16 protein-coding genes and 1 pseudogene are annotated in these 21360 nt (G+C 48.3%); 10 read left to right on the forward strand and 7 right to left on the reverse strand.

Translation table 11 applies throughout. The features are described 5' to 3' along the window. Nucleotides 1-60: 60 nt before the first annotated feature. Entirely contained in the window at nt 61-4506 is a 4446-nt protein-coding gene (locus AXA67_01680; protein KXJ39494.1) for a hypothetical protein, read from the reverse strand. A 304-nt stretch (nt 4507-4810) separates the two neighbouring features. Further along, complete coding sequence (locus AXA67_01685; protein ID KXJ39495.1) at nt 4811-5371, reverse strand: aldehyde-activating protein; 561 nt, start codon at nt 5369-5371, stop codon at nt 4811-4813. A gap of 125 nt (nt 5372-5496) precedes the next feature. On the opposite strand from AXA67_01685, the gene AXA67_01690 reads away from it, so the two are divergent. The 3 genes from AXA67_01690 to AXA67_01700 are packed head-to-tail and all read left to right on the forward strand — an operon-like array spanning nt 5497 to nt 7209. After that, nucleotides 5497-6045, forward strand: a complete 549-nt coding sequence (locus AXA67_01690) for a GTP cyclohydrolase I (GenBank protein ID KXJ39508.1) — start codon at nt 5497-5499, stop codon at nt 6043-6045. A 3-nt stretch (nt 6046-6048) separates the two neighbouring features. Next, nucleotides 6049-7005, forward strand: a complete 957-nt coding sequence (gene hemH / locus AXA67_01695; GenBank protein KXJ39496.1) for a ferrochelatase — start codon at nt 6049-6051, stop codon at nt 7003-7005. Between the two features lie 15 nt (nt 7006-7020). Continuing rightward, nucleotides 7021-7209: a hypothetical protein gene (locus tag AXA67_01700; protein KXJ39497.1), complete on the forward strand. Its 189-nt coding sequence runs from the start codon at nt 7021-7023 to the stop codon at nt 7207-7209. On the opposite strand, the gene AXA67_01705 is transcribed toward AXA67_01700, so the two are convergent. Together AXA67_01705 and AXA67_01710 are read right to left on the reverse strand one after the other, a co-directional pair. After that, nucleotides 7206-9452, reverse strand: a complete 2247-nt coding sequence (locus tag AXA67_01705) for a penicillin-binding protein 1B (GenBank protein ID KXJ39498.1) — start codon at nt 9450-9452, stop codon at nt 7206-7208. The genes AXA67_01700 and AXA67_01705 overlap by 4 nt on opposite strands. Nucleotides 9453-9545: 93 nt before the next feature. Continuing rightward, the gene (locus AXA67_01710; protein KXJ39499.1) at nt 9546-11360 is read right to left on the reverse strand and encodes a hypothetical protein; all 1815 of its coding nucleotides are present in this window, start codon (nt 11358-11360) and stop codon (nt 9546-9548) included. Nucleotides 11361-11616: 256 nt separating this feature from the next. Here AXA67_01710 and AXA67_01715 point away from each other — a divergent pair, with 256 nt between their 5' ends. Both AXA67_01715 and AXA67_01720 read left to right on the forward strand, forming a co-directional pair. Next, nucleotides 11617-12402: a hypothetical protein gene (locus tag AXA67_01715; protein KXJ39500.1), complete on the forward strand. Its 786-nt coding sequence runs from the start codon at nt 11617-11619 to the stop codon at nt 12400-12402. 189 nt (nt 12403-12591) lie between these two features. Continuing rightward, entirely contained in the window at nt 12592-13194 is a 603-nt protein-coding gene (locus AXA67_01720; GenBank protein KXJ39509.1) for a methyltransferase type 11, read from the forward strand. A 248-nt stretch (nt 13195-13442) separates the two neighbouring features. On the opposite strand, the gene AXA67_01725 is transcribed toward AXA67_01720, so the two are convergent. Beyond that, entirely contained in the window at nt 13443-13952 is a 510-nt protein-coding gene (locus AXA67_01725; GenBank protein KXJ39501.1) for a hypothetical protein, read from the reverse strand. Next, a pseudogene (locus tag AXA67_01730) lies at nt 13949-14439 on the reverse strand (transposase). The gene AXA67_01725 and the pseudogene AXA67_01730 overlap by 4 nt, the downstream one beginning before the upstream one ends. Nucleotides 14440-14818: 379 nt before the next feature. Between AXA67_01730 and AXA67_01735 the strand changes: the two are divergent. Then, a complete protein-coding gene (locus AXA67_01735; GenBank protein ID KXJ39502.1) occupies nt 14819-15409 on the forward strand; it encodes a hypothetical protein in 591 nt (196 codons plus the stop codon). Nucleotides 15410-15620: 211 nt separating this feature from the next. Here the strand turns inward: AXA67_01735 and AXA67_01740 are convergent, their stop codons facing one another. Then, nucleotides 15621-15800, reverse strand: coding sequence for a hypothetical protein (locus AXA67_01740; GenBank protein KXJ39503.1), 180 nt, complete (start codon nt 15798-15800; stop codon nt 15621-15623). Between the two features lie 308 nt (nt 15801-16108). Here AXA67_01740 and AXA67_01745 point away from each other — a divergent pair, with 308 nt between their 5' ends. The 4 genes from AXA67_01745 (at nt 16109) to AXA67_01760 (ending at nt 20554) form a co-directional block, all read left to right on the forward strand. Then, nucleotides 16109-16948, forward strand: a complete 840-nt coding sequence (locus tag AXA67_01745; protein KXJ39504.1) for a hypothetical protein — start codon at nt 16109-16111, stop codon at nt 16946-16948. A gap of 17 nt (nt 16949-16965) precedes the next feature. Further along, on the forward strand, nt 16966-18102 hold the full coding sequence (locus AXA67_01750) for a tellurium resistance protein (GenBank protein KXJ39505.1): 1137 nt from the start codon (nt 16966-16968) through the stop codon (nt 18100-18102). A gap of 12 nt (nt 18103-18114) precedes the next feature. Continuing rightward, nucleotides 18115-19185, forward strand: a complete 1071-nt coding sequence (locus AXA67_01755; protein KXJ39506.1) for an antifreeze protein — start codon at nt 18115-18117, stop codon at nt 19183-19185. Between the two features lie 205 nt (nt 19186-19390). Continuing rightward, nucleotides 19391-20554, forward strand: a complete 1164-nt coding sequence (locus tag AXA67_01760) for a primosomal protein N' (replication factor Y) - superfamily II helicase (GenBank protein ID KXJ39507.1) — start codon at nt 19391-19393, stop codon at nt 20552-20554. The last annotated feature ends 806 nt before the right edge of the window (nt 20555-21360 follow it).

A 21360-nucleotide genomic window follows, 5' to 3' on the forward strand; every position in this document is an offset into this window, starting at 1 on the left:
ATTTGTCAGTCTTTGCTTCCAGGGAACTAAGGCTTCATCAGGTGAAGGCCAATCTATTCATTAAGCCGCCCCTTTCAGAATCGTTTTTTCTAGCACTTTCTTGATTTCATTGTAATTTTGATTGGCAAGCATTACCAGTTCTGATATGCCTTCTAAGTTTTTCTTTCGGCTACGCTCCTCGATTTCTCTCGCCAAAGAGGCCAACGAGGTAGCGCCAATATGAGCACTGCTGCTTTTCAGGGAATGAGCGGCTTGTTCCAGTTGTTCCAAATCATTCTCTCTAGCGGCAATTGTAAGGGCTTTTAGTAACGCCGGGGTATTTCGCAGATAAATTTCAGCAACATGCTTGACCAAATCGGGTTTGCCGGGCCTTTGTAAGGTTCGGATGAGGTTCAATGCTTTTTCATCAATCAGGTGGTCGGTGTGATCTTCTTGATTAACGTCTTGGTTTGGTGGGCTCGGCAGATGAGTAACATTCCCTTCTTGAATGTGAAGCCAGCGCTCTAAAAGTTGTCTTAACTTTTCTGGCTTGAAAGGTTTGCTCATAAAATCATCCATGCCCGCTTCCAGGCAACGGCGCCGGTTTTCTTCCACTGCGCCGGCGGTCAGGGCAATGATGGGTATATGTTTTGAGGTAGATTGTTCTTGAAGGCGTAATTGCCTAGTGGCTTCCAGTCCGTCCATTTCCGGCATCAAACAGTCCATTAAAATTAAATCGAAATGGGTTTTGGCGCAAGCTTTCAATACTTCAACGCCATTATCCACAGTGGTGACTTCACAGCCAAAACTTTCTAGGATGATGCGGGCGACTTCCTGATTAGTCACATTATCATCGGCCAGCAAAACCTTGCCTTCAAGGAGGTCAGGGGCTGTGTTTTCTAGTTCCCGACGGGGGCTAAAAAGGTCCTTTAAGCAATGCCATAAAACGTGCAAGTGGATGGGTTTGGTAATAACCGCGTGGATGCCATATTGCTGGACTAAAGAGTTTTGATCTTGACCCAGCGGGATCATCAAAATAATCGCCAGGCCTGAAAGATCAGGGGTGGATTGGATAATACGAATGAGGTTCACACAATCCATATTGTGGATATTTTGATCAATCAGCACTGCGTCGAAAGCCTGATGAGCTTGAGTCCCTTCATACAATGTCGCTATGGCCTCTGAACCACTGGTGCAGGTTTTGGCATCTATTTCCCAAAGTGAGAGTTGGTGCTGCAGAAAAGCACTAAGTGATTGATTGTCTTCTACAATTAGAATCCGTTTCTTCTGGAGCTGCGCGTCGAACAACGGTGGGCTGGGCTTTGCCGGTTTGTTTAAGAATGCAGTGAACCAAAAGGTTGATCCGACGCCTTGAGTGCTGTCAACACCGATTTTTCCGCCCATCGCCTGGGCCAATTTTTTGGCAATGGTTAAACCCAGTCCGGTGCCGCCATATTTACGGGTAGTAGAACTATCGGCTTGGGTAAAAGATTTGAAAATCTGGGCTTTTGCCTTTTCATCAAGGCCAATACCGGTGTCTTGTATCTCAAATCGAAAGTGATAGTGATATTCATTTTCTGAGAGCAAGTGCATGCGTACTGTCACTTCCCCTTCATGGGTGAATTTAATGGCGTTGCTCACTAGATTGGTGAGGATTTGCTTAAGCCTTAGCGGGTCTCCTTGGACCTGGGTAGGGATGTTGGAGGGAATAGCGCAGATGAGTTCTAGGTTTTTCGAGTGTGCCATTTCAGCCAACAACTCCAAGGTTTCTTCCGCCTCTTTGCGGATGTCGAAATCCACCTTTTCCAGTTCAATTTTTCCCGCTTCGATTTTTGAGAAATCAAGAATATCGTTCACCAAACCCAGTAGCGATTCCGCCGAACGCTTGATAGTTTTAATGAAACGTTTCTGCCTTGGCTCAAGCTGGGTCTCTAAAAGTAGGGACGCCATTCCCAATACGCCATTTAATGGGGTGCGGATTTCGTGGCTGATGGTAGCGATGAATTCACTTTTCGCCTTATTGGCGGCCTGCACTTTTTGCCACTCCATCTTCTGCGTCAGTCGTTTGGAGTGAGTTCGCCATGCATACCAGATCAAAGTCATGAAAACAAATAAGTAAGTGCAATAGGCCCACCAGGTGAACCACGGTGCGGGGGCGACATAAAGTTTAATCGCAGCCCCACTTTCATTCCAAACCCCATCATTATTGCTGGCTTTGACACGGAAGACGTAATTGCCCGGTTCCAAATTGGTATAGGTAGCACGCCTCAAAACGCCAGCCTGGACCCAATCCCGGTCGAATCCTTCTAGTTTGTATTGGTATTGGTTCTTGTCGGTTTCGGTAAAATCCAGGGCGGTAAATTCAAAGCCAATCATATAATCACGATGTCCGATTTGGATTTTTTTGGCTTGTTTGAGCTGGCCATTGGTTAACACCGGCTCGTTGAATTTGTAAAAACCGGTAATGACCACAGGGGGAACATAGTGATTGTCTTGAATGGATTTGGGATCAAAGGCGTTGAATCCGTTGGATCCGCCAAAAAACATCTCGCCATTTCGAGCACGGAAATAGGCGCCTTGGTTAAAGTCTTCTCCTTGCAGTCCATCGCTGCTGTCAAAGTTTTTTATTTTGCCGGTCACAGGATTGAAACGCGATAAGCCCCGGTTGCTGCTAATCCAAAGGTTTCCCTCATCATCTCCTAAAATCCCCAGAATGGCGTTACTGGGCAACCCGTCCTGTTTGGTGAAGTGGGTGAAGGTCACGATGCCTTGCTGACGGTCCGAGCCTTTCCAATAATTCAGTCCTCCCTCACTCGTACCAATCCATAGGGCGCCGTCTGGCTGACTATATATGGACCAGATTCGGTTGCTGCTCAAACTATTGGGATTATCCGGGTCGTGTAGGTAATGGAAAAAAGTCTTTGTGTCCCGTTTAAACCGGTTTAAACCTCCGCCATCCGTGCCTATCCATAGTTCTCCTTGGACATCTTCGGTAATGATCAATACTTGGTCATTGCTTAAGCTTTCCGGATCTAAAGGGTTGTGACGAAAGTGGAGAAAAGAACCGGCCTTAGGATCGAACACATTTAATCCCCCGCCATAAGTCCCGACCCAAAGCAGGCCATGGCTATCTTGATAGATGGCGGTGACCCCGTTGGCGCTTAAACTGTTTGGATTACTCGGATTATGACGATAATGTCTAAAGCGCTGGGTATCAGGATTATATTGATCCAATCCGCCCCCCATGCTGCCAATCCATAAATTTCCTTGGTTGTCCACCCATAACGACATGACTCTATCGTCACTAAGACTGTTGGAATCGAGCGGATTATGGCGAAAGTGCCGGAATTGATGGCTAGCTTGGTCAAAAAGATTCAAGCCCCCGCCGAAAGTGCCCACCCAGATTTTATTGGCACTGGCTTGATGGAAAGCAGTGACAATATTACTACTCAGACTATTGATATCTTTTGGATTGGATTGAAATAACTCAAAGCTGCCTGTCACGGCATTCCATTTGTTTAAACCGCGGTAAGTGCCAACCCAAAGCACCCCGCCGCGGTCCTGAAATAGGGAGATGACCCGATTGTCGCTGAGGCTCATCGGATTGCTGGGATTATGCACATACCGGACAAAGGTGTCAGAATCAGGTTGCCAACGGGAGAGCCCGCCGTCGGTGCCAATCCAGAGCCTGCCAATACGGTCTTGAAAAATAGTGCGCACTATGCCTGACGTGAGAGAACCGGGGTTATCGGGCTGATGAAGGTAGTGGATAAAATTTTCACTGTCTGGGTTTAAACGGTTGAGTCCTCCTTGATAAGTCCCAATCCACAGGTGATTTTCCCGATCGGTAAAAACGACTCTTACCCGGTCTTCGCTCAGACTGTGGCGGTCATCGGGCCGGTGCCGGAAATGGGTGAAATTACCATTGCTGGGATCGAATTTGTTCAGTCCGCCGCCATCAGTGGCTATCCATATAAAGCCATTGCGGTCTTCGCAAATGCTTCTGACCCGGTCATTGCTTAAACTATTAGGATCATGGGGATTATGCAGATAACGGGTGAAAGTCCCAGTGACTGGGTCATATCGATTGAGACCACCGCCATCGGTGCCAATCCAGATGACCCCTGAAGTGTCTTGGAACAGGGATCGGATTCGATTGTGGCTCAGACTGTTGGGATCTTCAGGGTCATGGAGGAAATGCTCAAAAATTTGAGAGCCGGCGGCAAGCTTGTTTACGCCCCCACCATTGGTTCCAATCCATAAGGTACCGTCTCGATCTACTAGAAGAGCGGAAATCCAGCTACTCGATAAGCTACGGGGATTGTCTTCGTCCGCTTGATAGACAGTAAACCGATAACCGTCATACCGGTTTAATCCTTCCTGGGTGCCAAACCACATAAAGCCGGTTTTATCTTGGGCGATTGCGTGAACGGCAGCTTGAGACAGGCCGTCTTTGAGAGAAAGATGGGCAAAGGGAATGTGCCCGCCATTGGCTATGGCCAGGTTTCCCCAGAGACTAACAAGCAAAAGAAATATTAGGAAAAATTTAGAATGATTTATGCTCGAAAAAAACCAAGCATTTTCAGAAGAGGAAGGGCAAGTACGACATTGTGCAAGGAATGCCCGCTGGTGTTTCATCTGGAGAGGACTCGAGTGACCTTACTTAAGAATCATAGATGAACAGCCGGTAAATGCAACAAACCTTGCAAATAGGTGAGTGGCTAACCCGGAAAAAGTTTTCATGCGTGGTTCACTTGGAAGTGAAGGAGGCATCCTTGCCTGGTCTAAATTCCTTATGATGACTTGAAAGAATCTTTCGTGTCAGAAGACGCTAAATTTTTCCTTCCAGCCCCATCTGATAGTATTTGTGGGTGATTTTATCCTGATTTTCCAGCAACCAGTCGATGTCCGGTTGATTGTTCATGGCTTTATGAATGGCTTGGGCCATGGCTTTGCGATGAATATCGAACATAGCTTTATGGTCACACTCATAATCTTCTTTTCCCACCATGGGATTCAGCCAGACGGACACAATGATTCCAAGGTCATTAGCCTTTTCCTTGGGGATATCACCAGCGCGGACCGCGTCTAGTACGCCGTTGGCGATGGCTGCTTGTACTGTTCCCATCAAAATGTTGGTGTAGCGGTTGGCCATTTTTCCCTTGACGGTGACTTTACTCACCATCAAAGTCAAAGGACGTACCTGAATATCTGTATTAAGGATGGCAAATACCCGGCTGTGGCCTTGCACTTGGTCGCCGGTCAATGTGGCCAGGGCTGTGCCGACGGGGCCATCCAGTTCACCAATAATGACTTCGGGTTCCGCGGCGGTACCTGGGGGGCCGCCTGCAACCAAAGATTCGCCACTGCGAAAAACAATACGTTCACTCATGCGTCACTCCTTGTTATGAAAAAATGTGAATTAAGTAGCTTAAATCCTGTGGCAGGAATGTCAAATCAAGAAACCGGGTATACTAGTTAGCCCTTGGAGAAACCATGAGTGATTGCAAGATGAAAATGGAAAAACTATTTGCCGACCTCATCGAGACTATCGGAGAAGATATCTCCCGCGAGGGTTTGGTGGATACGCCTAAAAGAGCGGCGGCGGCATTTAGGTATCTTAATAGCGGCTATCATCAGTCGTTGGAGAACGTATTGAACGATGCCATTTTTGAAGCCGATACCGAAGACATGGTGATTGTCCGCAATATTGAATTGTATTCGTTGTGTGAGCACCATTTATTGCCCTTCATTGGCAAGTGCCATGTTGGCTATTTGCCCAGGGGTAAAGTCATCGGCTTGTCGAAGGTGGCCCGGATTGTGGAGATGTACGCCCGCCGGCTGCAAATTCAGGAAAAGCTGACCAAACAGATTGCCGATGCCATTCAATCGGCCATCCATCCCCGGGGGGTGGCGGTGGTCATCGAAGCGAAGCATTTGTGTATGATGATGCGCGGCGTGGAAAAGCAGAATTCGGTAATGACAACCTCTTCCATGCTTGGGGTTTTCCGCGACCAGTTCAGTACGCGTTCTGAATTTCTAAATTTGATCAATCGTCCCCTATAGTCCATGTCCCTTGGGGTAATCCTAGTCAACTTGGGAACGCCATCGGCGCCCACGGCAAAAGCATTGCGCCGGTATTTGCGCGAATTTTTGGGGGATGAGCGGGTCGTCCCGCTGCCCCGCATGTTGTGGTTGCCGCTTCTTTATACCGTTATCTCTATAATCAGGTCCTGGGCAACAGCAAAAGCCTACCGGAAAATTTGGATGCCGGAGGGTTCTCCTTTGGCGGTACATACATCAGCATTGGCCGAAAAGCTGCGCCAACAAGGGTGGGTGGTAGCGGTGGCTATGCGCTACGGCCAGCCGGATATCGAAAATGCATTCAACCAATTGAAACAACAAGGATGCCAAAGTTTTTTTATTCTGCCTTTGTATCCGCAATATTCTCAGACCACGACAGGATCCGTCTTTGACAAAGTGAGTGATGTGCTTTCTCGCTGGCCTGAGCAACCTTCCTTTTATTTTTTGTCGGATTACCATGCCGAGCCTGCCTATATTGAAGCAGTCGCAGATTCGATCAGAGATTACTGGCAGCAAAATGGAAAGCCTGACCGATTGTTGATTTCTTTTCATGGATTACCGGAAAAAAGCCGGCGTCAGGGCGACCCTTATTACAACCAATGCATGATCAGTGGTAAATTAATCGCCAGCAAACTAGGGTTATCCAAATCGGATTGGCAAATTGTTTTCCAGTCCCGCTTTGGGCCGACCCAATGGCTGCAACCTTATTGCGTGGAGGTGCTAAAGGGACTTCCTAGCCAAGGAATTAAAAAGGTGGATGTGGTGTGCCCCGGGTTTGCCGTGGATTGTTTGGAAACCCTGGAGGAAATCGCGCAAACCAACCGCGAGATTTTTCTCGGGGCAGGCGGACGGCAATACCGTTATATTCCAGCGTTAAATGCACAGGCGAAACATGCTGAAATGGTGGCGCGGATAATCGATAACCGTGTGCGTAAATACTAAATTGGATGTCATCTTATGAATTATCATCGAGATTGTGCTTTGTGCCGGGTCATGCGGGCGATGGCTTTTAGCGGCCTGGGGGCGGCAATAGGCGGTTACGGCGCCTTGTATCTCTTTTCCGCCAGCAAACAAACGGCGCTGATCGCGGCGGTGATAGGGGCATCAATTTTGGTGCTGGGAACCACCATTGACCGGAAACGCTAAAACCAGTTTTCAAACCAGCGTTTGGGGGAAGTTGGAAACGAGCTCATACAAGGTGAAGTTTCCTTTGGCGCCGATCCGATCACAAAGGGAAGCCGGCGTGCATGAGGGCATGTTTCATCAGCTCTGAGCCTGGTAGCGGTATCAATCCATACCCACTCGATATCATCAGGCTGGGTCAGCAATAAAGGCTGGCGCGAGATCTTCCGCATCAGCAGGGCCCAAAGTTGTAGCGCGCCCCGTGCGCCAGTCAAACGGGTGGGACGATTGTCATCATGGCCAATCCAGGCGACCGCCAAATAATCTCCGCTGAAACCGGCAAACCAGCTATCGCGTAAGTCATTGGTGGTTCCGGTTTTTCCGGCAACGGTGAAATCTTTTGGCAAGATACTGTAGGCACTGGCACCGGTGCCTTCCCGAACCACTTGTTGAAGAATGGTATTGAGAATAAAAACCGGCGCCGGGTCGATGGTTTGCCTTATGGTAAGCGGATAACGTTGCAGTGGTTCATTGTCGTTGGAAAGCACTGCGTGGATAGCCCGCAAAGGGGTCGCAAAACCCTGATTGGCCAGGGTCTGGTACATCTGCGTCACATCCAATGGGGTCATGGAAGCCGCGCCCAGTAACATGGAAGGATAGAGTTTTACCGACCGTTCCACGCCAAGTCGATGCAGGGTTTGGGCAATATGGGATAAGCCCAGTTTGAGACCCAGATGAATGGTTGCCAGATTATAGGAATGGACGAGCGCTTGATATAAGGGGACAGTGCCGTGGGTCTTATGATCATAATTTTTCGGTCGCCAAACACTGCCATCAGGATTTTTGAGGGTAACGGGTTTGTCTTCCAGGGGCGAGACAATGGTGTATCGCTCCGGTTGTTCCAGGGCGGTGAGATAAACCGCGGGCTTGATTAAAGAGCCAACTGGACGCACGCTGTCCAGCGCGCGATTAAACCCCGCGTTGCGGGGATCGCGGCCGCCAATCAAAGCGACGATTTCGCCGCTGCCTTGCTGGGTAACGATGACAGAGGTTTCCAGTTGCTTTAAGCGATAACCTTTTTCCAGACCTTTGAGGGTTCGTTTGGCAACCTGTTCCAGGGCATCCTGAATTTGAGTGTCCAGTGAGGTGAAAATCTTTAATCCTTCCGAGGTTAAATCTTCTTCCTGGTATTCCAGACCCAGTTGTCTTTTCACCAGATCCAAAAAAGCAGGGTGCCGGGCGCTGGGGCGATGAAAATAAGGGGTTACATCCAAAGGCTTGCGTTTTGCCTGGGCCAGGGTTTTAGCGTCGATTTTCCCTTGGCGGTAGAGTAGATCCAAAACCAGATTCCGGCGCCGGATGGCTCTTTTGGGATGGGTGCGTGGATTGTAATAGATAGGGCCGCGCACCAGTCCTACCAACAGGGCAATGTGGTGCGGTTCCAGGTCAGACAAAGGGCGGCTGAAATAAAATTCGCTGGCCAGTCCAAACCCGTGAATCGAGCGCGCGCCATCTTGACCTAAATAGATTTCATTGAGATAGGCTTCGAGAATTTCATCCTTGGAATAGCGGGCTTCCAGGATCAGGGCCATCAAGGCTTCATTGATTTTGCGCAGGATGCTTCTTTCTGGGCTCAGAAAAAAATTTTTCACCAATTGCTGGGTAATCGTGCTCCCCCCCTGAACCACGCGTCCCGCTTTAATATCCGCCCATAAGGCCCTGGCGATGGCGCGGGGGGAAATGCCATGGTGCTGGTAGAAATTGCGGTCTTCTACCGCCAATAAGGCATCAATCAGAATTTGGGGGGCTTGTTCCAGCTTGATAAGGGTCCGGTCTTCTTTTCTTCCGGGATAGAAACTGCCGATTTGAACAGGGTCAAGGCGGAGTAAGGGAAGCTGGGTTTCCTGTTCCAAATCGTAAACACTGCTGATTTGGGCGCCTCGAAAACGCAGGCTGACACGAAGGCTGGGTTGATCTCCATCGGGAAAATGGAAGGCGCGGGTACGGACAAAAAGTCGCGAACCTTTGCGGTAAAAGCTGGCCTGACTGCTAAGTTGCCGGTCCCGGCGATAATTGAGCTGGCCCAATAGTCGTTCCAGTTGCGATGGCGACAGGGTTTTCCCTTGATAGAGTTCCAGCGGCGCCGCGTAGACCGATGCCGGGAGCGCCCAACGCCGGCCTTCAAATTGGTGGCGCACGGTATAATTCAGGTAACCCAGATAAACAACAAACCCGAATAAGGCGGCGGCCAAGCCTTGCCAAAGCAATTTCTTTAGCCAACTTTTGACAGGATTTGCTTTGACACGCGGCGAACGGCGGCGCTTTTTTGACGCACGCGATCTAGGGGGCATCAGGAGGAATTATGGATTAAAGATTTGTAGATTAGTCGAATTTTCTGGCAAATATTTGACCAGAGAGAGAATGGTCTGGTCAAGGAGTTTTTCTTCCGGTTGGCCGAGTAGAAATCCTTGGGCATAATCGACGCCCAGCGTTTTAACAATACTTAGGACTTGCGGGGTTTCGATAAATTCTGCAATGACCTGTTTGCCCAGTTTGTGAGCAATTTCCACCATCGCTTTTACCAGGACTTGGTCTGTTTCATCATTGAGTAGATTTAAGATAAATTGACCGTCGATCTTGATGAAATCCACCGGGAAATTTTTGAGGTACTCAAACGAGCTGAAACCCGAGCCAAAATCATCCAATGCAAATCCACAGCCGAAGGAACGAAGTTTGGCAATCATCCTTCGGGTTTGCTCAAAATTAGCGATAGTGGCGGTTTCAGTGATTTCAAAGATGAGTCGTTTAGGGGAGATCCAAGCGGATTTAATCTTTTCTTGGAGAAAAGGAAATAATTGATGGTTTTGAAAAGCGAAACCGGAGAGATTAATCGTCAGGGTGACATGTTCTTGCTTAGGCGACAGGCTGGCGAGAAAATCAACCGCGTGTTCTATGACCCACATATCAATGTTATGAATCAAACCCATACGCTCGGCGACGGGGATAAAAATATCTGGCGTATAGACCTTGCCGCTTTCGTCACGCATACGGAGCAGTACTTCGTAGTGGCTGATCACGCCATCGGCAATTCGGATGACCGGCTGAAATGTGAGAAAAAAACGGTCAAACTTCAATGCATCGCGAAGCAGGGGGACCCATTGCACATCGTTAAAATGGGTGGCGGCAATATCTTTGGAGTTGTATAGATTAACCAGATTTCTACCGTGTTTTTTGGCGATATAGCAGGCTTGATGGGCCTTGGCAATCAGTTCACTCGGATGATGAATATTCAAGGAGGGCGTGAGCAGGGCGATGCCAATGCTGACGGTGACATGGTAAAAGTCATTTGGCGTGGCGAATTTAAAGGAGTCTTCAACCTCTTTACGAATCAGTTCTGCGGTGTGATGGGCTTCGTCTTTGCTGGCATTGGATAAAAAAATGCAAAATTCATCGGCGCCGATTCGCGCAATGTTAACCTTACCGCGCAGAATGCTCCGGATCAGGCCGACCAATTCAGCTAATAACCTGTCTCCGACATCGTGTCCTTCAATGTCATTAATGACGTTGAATCGGTCAATATCCAAATAAAGAAGGGCGCCACATTGTTTGTAGGTATGGCAATGATGAATGGCCAAATGCAAGGCCTGTTCCAGGCTGCGCCGGTTGCCGACACCTGTCAGCTCATCGTGCAAAACCAAATATTTAAGTCGCGCTTCCAGAATTTTATGCTCAGCCAGCTCTGTGAGGGCTCTTTCTTGTAACTGATGGGCCGCATCTCTTTCACTTTTTAAAACCAGCGCCAGATAGACCAGAGGCATAAAATCTTGTGCCCGAATGGGTTTTTCAACCAGGGTGACGCCTTGTGGCCTCAGATCGGCCAATTTTTTTAAGTTAGGGTCGTCTGCATCTATATGATTGGTGAGGACAATTACCGGTACTTTAAGCTCTGTGTGCTCATCAGCTAAGGCACTGCAAAGATCGGCAATGTTGCAGTTGGGAAGGTCGTAACTGAGAATGATTAACCCAATGGATTCAAATTTTTTTTGGAATTTTTTCAGAACTGCTTTTAAACGAATCCCGTCGGCAACACTGTAAACTCGATCAAAGCCATACTCAGAAAATATGCTTTCAATCTGAGCACGATGATGCTCGTTGGGTTCGGCAACGAGGATCATCTTATGGAGATGGTTGATCGATTTAGTCATAAAGTAATTTAGGTAATGACAGAATTTGTTAGTTTTTTGTTTTTTTACTAGTTATAGCCTATTTTAACTGGTAGAGCCAAGTTATTCAGCCGAATAAGATTTTAAATTTAACCTTACATAAATGCAGACTATGAACGCTATAAATGATCTGGAGAATGCGGGTTCGTTAACAGTTAGGGAAATCCTGGCAGGAGATGTGAGACTGGCATCGCCTCCCGAGATTTTCTTGAAAATCAGTGAGATAATTGACGATCCCGCCAAAACAGTCAAGGATGCGGAAGAGGTGATCAAGCATGATCCAGGCCTGGCGGCCCGGTTATTAAGACTGGTCAATAGCGCTTTTTATGGTTTCCCCGCTCGAATCGATTCGATTTCCCATGCAATCTCACTCATTGGGATGACTGAATTGCGGGACTTGGTGTTGGCGACGGTGATTGTCGACCGCTTCAGTAAACTGCCCAATAAACTCATGAGTATGCGTGAATTTTGGCGGGTAAGCGTGCGTTGTGCGTTATTTGCCCGCAATTTGGGGGTTCGGCACCCGCAGTCGCGGACTTTGAGAGCGGTTTATATTAGCGCTTTGTTGCACGAGATTGGGCGGTTGGTGATCTATTCGAGAATACCCGAATTGGCAAGAGCGGCTTTGTTGCTGGCTGATTCCGAGGGGATGGAGGAAACTGAAGCTGAACGTCTCAGCTATGGCTTTGACCATTACGAGGTAGGGTCTGAATTGGCGGCGCGTTGGCATCTGCCCGAAGTGTTTGTTGAAACGATGAAGTGGCATGGGCAGCCAGAGAAAGCCGAGAAGTATCCACAAGAAACGGCTTTGACCACGGTGTCCAGTCTTCTGGCTCTGAAGGATATTGATAGCGAGGAAAAGTTGGAAGAGCAGTATTATACGCTCGAGCCTTTTATGATCCACTTGGGAATGAAAGAAAACGATATCGCTGCCGTATTACCAGAAATTGACCTTCAATTTGAGGAGGTTTTTCAGTCTCTGTTCTTGAGTTAAGGAAACACTGAATAATTTATTCTGGCTGAAATCTAAAAGAATTTTGTCAGTTCATTTTTCGGCAAGTATACTTCGCCTTGATTTGATTGGTTAATAACTATAACTAAAAGATATAAGATTATGAATGGAAATTCAAGTCAAGCTGCAGTTTTAACAACGCGTAATAATCTAGTCAGTACCTTAAGAGGGATCATCTATGATCATACCTTTGCCAAACTTACTATCGACTGGTACCAGGCGGTTCTAGAACGATTACCGGAAGGGGCTGAAGTCCTTGATGTCGGTATTGGCACGGGTGGCGCAGTGGCGGCCAATGCAAATTTAATTCTTGAGAAGAATTTGCAAGTTACAGGTTTGGATATCGACGCCGATTATCTGGAACGTTGTGAGAAAACCCTGGCCAAGGCGGGTTTAAGTGATCATGTCAGTGTGCGTTTGGAGTCAGTATACGATCATCAAGGTGGTCCCTACGATGCGGTGTATTTCAGCGGTAGTTTTATGTTGCTACCCGACCCTATAGCTGCTTTGAAGCATGTGTTGTCTCTGCTGCGAGCCAATGGAAGCGTCTATTTCACCCAAACTTTCCATGACCGCCCATCGCCGCTTGCAGAAAAAATAAAACCCATTCTCCACCGAGTCACTACGATTCATTTCGGCCGGGTAACCTATTGGGAAGATTTCCAGGAAGTTCTGCAACAAGCCGGCGCCGGGGTAAAAGAGGTGGTAATTTTAAAACAGCTGCGCAGTACCTCCTTTCGCTTAATTGAGGCAATACCGCATCAGACCAGTTAGTTTTCTTTTGAAAACCTCTAAAAATAGTAGGTTAGTAAGGGCAGGCGCTCGGTGTTTGTCAACATGGTTGTCATTTTTTTCATGCAGCCAAATCTCTAACTTCTGGTGATTTGGTTTCCCCGTTTTGCGGGTTCAACCAAACTTCACCGGCAGGCTTCCAGTTGCGTATCTTCCCACTCCATCTTGCTGGATGACGTTGTTTGGCTAGTTCATAGACGACCTGACGGGCTTCCAGAATGGCCTTGTCCTCACCCCGATGTCTTTGTCCCGGAGTAACAAACTTCAGAGCGCTGTGGCGATGCTGTTCGTTGTACCATTGAACGAAAGCATGCCCACTGCCGGGTATCTTCCAGGCCCTCAAAGAGCTTCAGGGGGAAGGCTGGCACATATTTCAGGCTGCGGTGGTGCAGTTGGTCGGTCTCCCTCAGCATCCGGTAAAAGGTGGATTCCGAGGCGATATAGATCCCCTCATCCGCCAAGGCAGGCACAATCTGACTGGGCGGCAGGTGAGCATACTGGGGAAGATTGCACACCGCCAGAATCCTTTGGCGTTCTTCTTCGCTCAGGTTATTGGCTGGGGTCGGACGGTCGGCCTCCACGCGCCCATCAGGTTTGATCTTTCCGGTATCGTCCTGCCATCTCGACAGGGTGCGGGCATGAATGCCCAACAGATCACAGACCTTGGTGCGCCTGGCTCCCCGGGATTCGGCTTCCTCGACCAGCTTCAAAATTCGGTGGCGATCCGGGATGCTGGTCATTTTTCCTCGTCCCCCCAGACGCCAAAGAGTTTTTTTGACAGCACCAGCAAGGCTGCCGTTTCAGCCAGGGCTTTCTCTTTCTGCCGAAGCTCCCGCTCCAAGACCTTGATCCGCTTCTCATCCGCCTTGCGGGCTTCGGATAACCGTTTGCTCTGGCTCCGATCCCAATCATTGGCCTGCTCACAGGCCTGACGCCATTGCTGGATCTGGGCCGGATACAGGCCCCGCCTGCGGCAGTATTCCGACAGCTCCATCTCATCATCGCCGCCGTCTCTACCACCGCTGAAAACTTGTCCGATGCACTCCAACCTTCCGGCGTACTGTCTCCATCAGGAAGTAACCTGCCCTCAGCACGTGCCGCCTTGCGCCAGTTGTACAAGGTCGCTTCGCTGATGCCCTCTTTCCGGGCAATTTCACGGATCGTATTATTGTTCGGTGGCAGCATCTTCTTCAGCACCGCTTCCTTTCTCTCCTTCGGATATCGCATCGCTTGCTCTCTCCAGCCCCCTGGGAAATTCCATTCTGGAATTCCAGATTACCAGATGGACAACTAGGCTGACACAGGGAGGCCTCTTTATGACGAGCAGATGAGGTTATAGAGATAATCTGAAATATCACACAACAAAACTCAGAAGTCGTGTAAAAAAAATTACAAAAATACCTCTTTCTTAAGTCCAAAATTGGATCGGAATGTAAGATTTACTTTACATATTGCGCGATCTTTTTATTATAGATTTTGAAACAATACAATATTATTGTTTATTTTCAAAGAGTTACAAATGTTGGCGCAAACTTTGCTGTAATCCAAAGCAGATAAGTCAATTTTCTGCAACGCTCAATTTGGACAATATTTTTGGAGATCAGCAATGATATTACGCTTAGCCACAATCATAACGGCTATTTTATGGTGCTTTGCGGCAAATGCCGCCACTTATAATTTCAGCCAAAATGGATTTGTCCAAGGATCTACGGTGACCGGCTCTTTTACCGGCTTTGACAGTGACAATAACGGGTGGATTGAATCCTCTAAAGGTGAGGTATCTTCCTTTTCCATGACATTCAATTCAGGCAGCCCCCTGCTCAATAATTTCACCTCGTCATCCCCGGTGTTTTTAAATTATAGAGTAGGAGGCGGCTATATCGGCGATGACCCTTATGAATACATCGCCACAGCTAATATTTACTCAATGCTTTCCCAAAATTCACAAACGGAAGGATGGGGGGCTGCCCACACCACCGTCATGCCTTACTATATGCAGGTTTTATTAGGATGCACTAATGTCAATTATTGCAGCAAGGCATTTAACTTGAGTCAAACATCCATACAATTTGAAACCAGTCACGGCCTGGTGGTGATTGATGAAGTTCAAGCAGTCCCCATACCTGCTGCAGCCTGGCTCTTTGGCCCGACCATTTTTGGTGTATTGGGCTTTCGTCGTTCCAAATCACATCGATAACAAACACCAACCTGTAACATTTCAGGATTCGCTGAATCATTCAGCGAATCCTGTGGCACAATGAAGTATCGCCAATATCAAGCGCATCAAACGATTGATTTTGCATAACGCACTTTTCGTTTTTTAGAGGCTGAAAATTCACGGATGAATAATTCAGCATTTCCTTAATAAGGAGCATTGCATTGAGACAACGTTCTTTTAACGAGTATCATTAGCCTTCTTGCCGGTACCATTCCATTAACTCTTTGGCGCCCTGCCACGCGGCATAAATCACAATTGGGATAATTAAGGCTTCCCGCCATCCCAAGCGACCTGGTGTATTATCCACCAACACCATGAGTATCCAGCTGGCTACCAGCAAGGCAATTGAAGTCATGACACGCCAAAACATAAGCTTCAACCCCATTTATCAAAATAAGATCTATTCTATTACCGGGTTTTACTTTTCCAAAACCTGACATCCTTAAATTCAGGGTAGTCTGATTTGTGATTATCCCCTTTCCCTCCAGAGACTAGACAGCGGATGTTAGAATGACCAATATTCAAATTTACTAACAAAACATTAGACATGCATCCACCAAAAACATTGCGCAAATTGTTGGGTTTGTTGCTTCTATTTGCAACAATCAGCACTGTCAGCTGCCAAACCATGCTGGAAGCACGAGTTGAGAATGCCCCGATAAATCCCTTGACTGCCCGATGACTGATAGCAAACCAGAAATCTTTGTTCGCAAACCCCGTAAACCCAGGATTCCCAGGGGCCTATTACTCTACTTATTACCCTTCCCTCTAGTGCCTGGCGCTTTAATCTCGTTGGTACGAGGCGATCTTTATGGCGTGATTGTCAATACTACCGGCTACGTTCTATATTGCCTCGCGGCCAGGTGGTTGCAACAAGGGCTTGAAGAAGAACATAAACCACGCCACATGGTGTTAGGTAAAAAAACGAAATTCAAAACCCGGGCGGCCCTTTTGGTGGCAGGGACCACGGCGGCCCTATCATGGCTGGGCGCTGGATATTCACTGTGGATTGTTCCCGCATTTGGACTGGGTGCTCTGTGGGGGATGTATTTAAACTATGGCTTCGATGCCCGCGCCCGACTGCCCAAAAACTTTGGGATCCAGGATGCAGAAGCCGCCGCTGCCATTGAAGAAGCGGAAACCCTTCTGGAACAGATTGAAGCGGCAAACCGGCAAATCCAAAACCGCGAATTTAACGAACGTATTGAACGTATTTTGGAGATAGCCCAGCAAATCCTCGATGAAATCGCCCACGATCCTACCGATTTGCGACGGGCGAGAAAGTTTTTGAAAGTCTATCTGGATGGCGCCCGCAAGGTGACAGAAGGCTATGCCAGAACCCATCGGCAGGCGGAATCTCCCCAATTGGAACAAAATTTCCGTCAATTACTGGAAACCATTGAACAAGTCTTCCAGCAACAACAACAAAAACTCCTGGAAAACGAGTTGTTTGACCTGGATGTACAAATCGAGGTGCTGCAAACCCGATTAAAACAGGAAGGGTTATTAAAACCCTGATACGAAAGGAGGAAAGCATGAACGAATCCACTTCCAACCCCACCACCCTGGCAGGCAGCGAAGTCTTTACCGACCAACCGCTGACGTTGACCACAGCGCCACCAGAGGAAAAACAAGCCATTGAGCTAAAAGTTAAGGAAATCGACATCCATGACACCAAATCGATTTTATTCTTTGGCAGCCAGGCACAGGAAAAACTGACCGAAGTCTCCGACCACATGCTGGAACGGGTCAAAAACAAAGATATCGGACCGGTGGGCGCGGATCTCAATAATATGGTCGCCACCCTGCGCGGTTTCGATCTGGATGAATTGAATCTCAACAAAAAACCGGGATTTTTCGCCCGTCTGTTTGGCAAGGCCCGGCCCGTGGTCAAATTTTTGCAGCGCTATGAAGAAGTCCGCAAGCAAATCGACAGCACGGTGGACAAACTGGAAGAACACAAAACCACCCTGCTCACTGATATCACTTCCCTCGACCGGCTTTACGAAGCCAACCTGGGCTATCTCAAGGAATTGGACCGCTATATCGCGGCGGGAGAGGAAAAACTGCGGCAACTGGACGAGGAAATCATCCCCGCCAAGCAACAGGAAGTCGACAGCAGCGGCGAAGTCCTCGATGCCCAGGAACTCAAAGACCTGCGCACCGCCCGCGACGAACTGGAACGCCGCATCCACGACCTGCGCCTGACCCGCCAAGTCGCCATGCAAAGCCTTCCCAGCATCCGCATGGTGCAAGAAAACGACAAAGGGCTGGTCAACAAAATCAGCTCCACGATTGTCAATACCATTCCCTTGTGGCGTCAGCAATTGGCGCTGGCAGTTACCATTTACCGCTCCGGTGAGGCCGCCAGCACCCTCAAGTCGGCCACGGATTTGACCAACGAATTGTTGGAGTCCACCGCCGAAAGTCTTAAAACCGCCAATGCGGAAACCCGCAAACAACTGGAACGAGGCGTGTTTGATATCGAATCGGTGAAAAAGGCCAACCGCACCTTGATTGAAACCATCGAAGAAAGTCTAAAAATTGCCGACGAAGGTAAACGCAAACGTTCCGAGGCACTGGTGGAATTGCAAAAGTGCGAAACCGAGCTACGTCAAGCGCTGTCTGCGGCCCGCTCCCATACCACTCCCAACCAACCCGCGTCTTCATAAAGGAAAGTCATCATGGGTTTGTTTGACTGGCTGTTTGGTGAATTTGTCGATGTCATCGAGTGGACTGACGACAGTAACGATACCTTGGTTTACCGTTTCGAGCGCCACGACCACGCCATTAAATACGGCGCCATGCTTACCGTCCGCGAATCCCAAGTGGCGGTGCTAGTGAATGAAGGCCGAATCGCCGACATTTACGAACCCGGGCTGTACAAGCTTGAAACCAACAACATGCCCATTCTCAGCACCTTGGAGAACTGGCCCCACGGTTTCAAAAGCCCATTCAAGGTGGATGTCTATTTTCTCAACATGCGCCGCTTTACCGATCTCAAATGGGGCACCAAACATCCGGTCATGCTGCGCGATCCGGAATTCGGAGCCGTTAGGCTGCGGGCATTTGGGACATACGGGCTGAGAATCAAGGAGCCCATCACCTTCCTCAAGGAAATCGTCGGCACTGACGGCCACTTTCAAACCGATGAAATCACGGGCCAGCTTCGTAATTTAATTGCCTCCCGGTTTGCCTCCATACTTGGAAGCGCCAATATCCCCGTCCTGGATCTGGCCGCCAACTATGATGATCTGGGGGAATTCATCACCGCTAAACTGCAGCCCGAATTTGCCGAATACGGTCTGGAGCTGACCAAGCTACTGGTGGAAAACATCTCCCTGCCAAACGAAGTGGAAAAAGCCCTGGACCAACGCAGCAGCATGGGTATTGTCGGCAATATGCGCCAGTACACCCAATTTCAAGCCGCCCGCTCCCTGACTCCCGGAGGCGGTGCTTCCGAAGGGCTGGCAATGGGTGCGGGCATAGCTATGGGCAAACAGTTGGGCGACCAACTTTCCCAGTCTTCTCCCACCCAGCCACCGCCACTGCCAACCTCGGAAACCTTTTTTATCGCCCAGGAAGGCAAGCGTCTCGGGCCACTGGATGCCGCCACCGTGGCAGAAAAAATCCACAACGGAGACATTCGACCAGACACTTTGGTATGGACGCCATCCTTGGAAGAATGGACACCCGCCAGGAAAGTCTCCCAACTTGCCCCGTTATTTCCCAGGCAACCGCCGCCTTTGCCGTAAATAAGGTTTCACCGCAGAGGCGCGGAGTTATTAGCTTATTAATATTACTAATTCCAATCTTCAACTATCAGAGGAAATCTTGATCGCTGTACATCAAGACTCCCCGTTAACGCTCGGAATGACGACACGAAATCGAATATAAAATTTCTCTGCGCCCTCCGCGTCTCTGCAGTGAACAAAAACTGACTTTTTATTTCCATTAAGAATGCCTGACCAACCCAAAATTACCGGCACTCGCTTTCCCTGCCAGCAATGTGGCGCGGCGCTGGTTTATTCCCCCGGGGAACGGCTATTAATCTGCCCCCATTGTGGCCATGAAAACCAAATTGAAGAAGATCCTCAACCTATTACCGAATATGATTTCCACCAAGCATTGGAAATCATCGCCAAGACGCCGGATCAGACACCGCCACCGCAAATCCAATGCACCGCCTGCGGCGCGTCCTTTCAATTCAAAGAATCACTCCATGCCGGCCATTGTCCATTTTGCGACAGCCCCGTCATTATCGAACCGGAAGCGCTTCGCCCCATCTCCCCAAAATCGTTGTTGCCTTTTAAAATCGGGCAAAAAGAAGCCCGGCAGTATTTCAGACATTGGCTTAAAAGCCTGTGGTTTGCCCCTTCAAGCCTTAAGAAATTCGCCCGGGAAGAAGGGCAACTCGCCGGTTTATACCTTCCTTTTTGGACCTACGACAGCCACACCGAAACCACTTATAGCGGCGCGCGGGGCATTATCTATTACGAAACCCGCGAAGTAACCGTCATCGAAAATGGCCGACCCGTCAGGCGCTTGCAGCAAGTGCAAAAAATCCGCTGGTATCCCGTCAGCGGCATGGTCAGCCGTTTTTTTGACGATGTATTAATCGGTGCCAGCCGCACCCTGCCCCGTCAAATACTGGACCGAATCAGTCCCTGGGATCTGGAGAACCTGGTGCCCTTTGATCCACGCTATCTCAGTGGTTTTGAAAGTGAAGTCTATCAAGTCCAACTAGATGAAGGATTCGATCAAGCCCGGCGAATCATGGATCAAATCATTGACCAAGACATCCGCTTTGATATTGGCGGTGACCTCCAGCAAATCCATCACAAACGCACCCGCCATTCGCATACCACTTATAAACACTGCCTGTTGCCGGTTTGGATTGCCGCTTACCATTACCGAGGCCGGCGATACCGTGTCATTATCAATGCCCGTTCCGGAAGGGTGGCAGGCGGTCGTCCCTACAGTGTATGGAAAATCGTGGCAACAGTTGTTTTCATGCTTACTTTGGTTCTGGGCGGGGGCTATGTATTGAAGAAATCGGGAATATTGGATCAACCGCAATCCGGCACAATTATTCAAACTCCCTATCCTGAATTAGCAAAATAACCACGCCCACAAACAAATCCAGCACTGCTCGTAACCCTCTTCAAGTTGCGGGGACATTTTTAACTGTGATAACTTTGCCCATGGAACCCATTATATCGATCTAGACGGAATCCGCCTAGCACAAGAATGCGTGATTCCACCTAGTTCCGATAGGGTGGATTCCGTCTAGTTAACTGTTAGCAATAAATAGTGAATAAAGAACGCATATATTTACTTTTATCACCAATATTACCAGTAATATTTTCTCTTTGTTATTAGTTACGGTACAAGCGAATTTATTGCAAAATCTTCTATATTCTTTCTTTTTTCAACAGGTGAGCCTTACATTATTTTAGTTCCGATATTTTGGTTCCTCTATTGGAGAAAGCCAACCAGAAGTATTAGAAAAACAATTCTAAAATTGCCTATCTATAACATCCCGGGACAAACACTCTATTGGGGAATCGTGCTAAAAACTGAAGTTCAGGACTTTTTAAATTTGTCTTTAATAAAAATAATGTTATTGCTTATTTTAGGTTCGTTGCTATATTTGTATTTGTGGGTATTGCTGGTATATCTGGCAGATAGGTATGTATTTAATAAGCAGTAAATTGCTAACAATAAAATTAACATTGACGCTAATTTCGCTACGCGAAATTAGCGCAAGTTATTTAAAACGTTATGTTGCAAACGAATATCAATAGGAACAAGCATGGCACAAGGCAAATTCAAAAAGGCCATTTCAAAAAAGGCTAGAAAGGGCATTAAGGGCTATCCAGTCGCTACTGTAGCCTTTTACGGCCCGACTAACGTAGTAGCCACTAAGC

It is taken from the genome of Methylothermaceae bacteria B42, assembly GCA_001566965.1.
In the GTDB taxonomy this organism is placed as follows: Bacteria; Pseudomonadota; Gammaproteobacteria; order Methylococcales; family Methylothermaceae; genus Methylohalobius.